The organism is Devosia sp. Soil_C_22, from assembly GCF_057657195.1.
Window position 1 is genome coordinate 1 of record NZ_JBDGIY010000004.1, and the last position, 1,165, is coordinate 1,165.

At 64.4% G+C, this 1,165-nt stretch carries 1 protein-coding gene; it reads right to left on the minus strand.

Features of this window, described 5'->3' with window-relative positions; all coding sequences use genetic code 11:
* On the minus strand, positions 1–1,156 hold a 1,156-nt coding region (locus tag AC3A6I_RS20920), incomplete at its 3' end, for a mandelate racemase/muconate lactonizing enzyme family protein (protein WP_487545822.1).
* Positions 1,157–1,165 lie beyond the last annotated feature (9 nt).

The window sequence follows — 1,165 nt, forward strand, 5'->3', positions numbered from 1 at the left end:
ACTCGAACCAGGAGGTGTCCGGATACTGGTACTTCCTGGCGACATCCTCGTTGAGCTCGAGGCCGATGCCGGGGCGGTCGCTCAGCTTGATGCGGCCGTTCTCGATGATGTTGCCGCCGTCGGTGACCGTGTTCCAGTACTCCATGCGGTTGAACCAGTGGAACTCGAGGATCAGGAAGTTCGGCACCGTGCCGCAGACATGCGCCGAGGCCATGGTGCCGATCGGCGAGCTCACGTTGTGCGGGGCGAACGGGATCGAGTAGAGGTCGGCCATCTCGGCGATCTTGCGGCACTCGGACAGGCCACCGCATTTGGGGATGTCCGGCATGATGATGTCGAGCGCCTGCTGCTCGAACACCTTGCGGAAGCCGTGGCGCAGGTAGAGGTTCTCGCCGCCGCAGATCGGCACGCTGGTCGAGCGGGTGATCTCGGCCATGGTGTCGATATTCTCGGGCGGGATCGGCTCCTCGAGCCACATCAGCTGCAGGTGCTCGAGATCCTTGGCGAGGCGGATGGCCGAGTGCTTGTCGAGCCGGGTGTGGAGGTCGCAGGCGACGTCGACCGACTTGCCGGCAGCGGTGACCACCATCTCGGCCAGCTGCACCATGCGGTCATGCTCCCACTTGTTGGGAGTCATGTTGAACCTGTCCTTGTCGTACCAGCCGGTCTCGGTGCCGGTATGGCCATAGGCGCGGATGTCGAGGTCGACCTTGAGCGCGGTGAAGCCGGCCTCCAGCACCTCGTCGACCACGGCCTGCACCTCGGCCATGTTCATGCCGGGCGAGACCTCGCAGTCGCAATAGACGCGGATGTCGTCGCGGAACTTGCCGCCCATCAGCTCGTAGATCGGCACGTTGAGGGCCTTGCCCTTGAGGTCCCACAAGGCGATCTCGATGCCGGTCAGCGCCGTGATCAGCGCTCCGGCAAAGCCCCCCTCGAACACCAGGCTGCGCCGCGTCTCCTCGAAGATGGCGTCGATGGCGAACGGGTCGCGGCCGACCAGCCGTTCCTCGAGCTCCTTGATGATGGCGATCGACTGGTAGCCGCCATGCACGCACTCCCCGATCCCGGTGACGCCGGCGTCGGTGGTGATCTTCACCCACAGATGCATGCAATGGCCGGTCGAGGCGGCCGTCTTCACAGACGTGATCTTCACGTTCCAAGT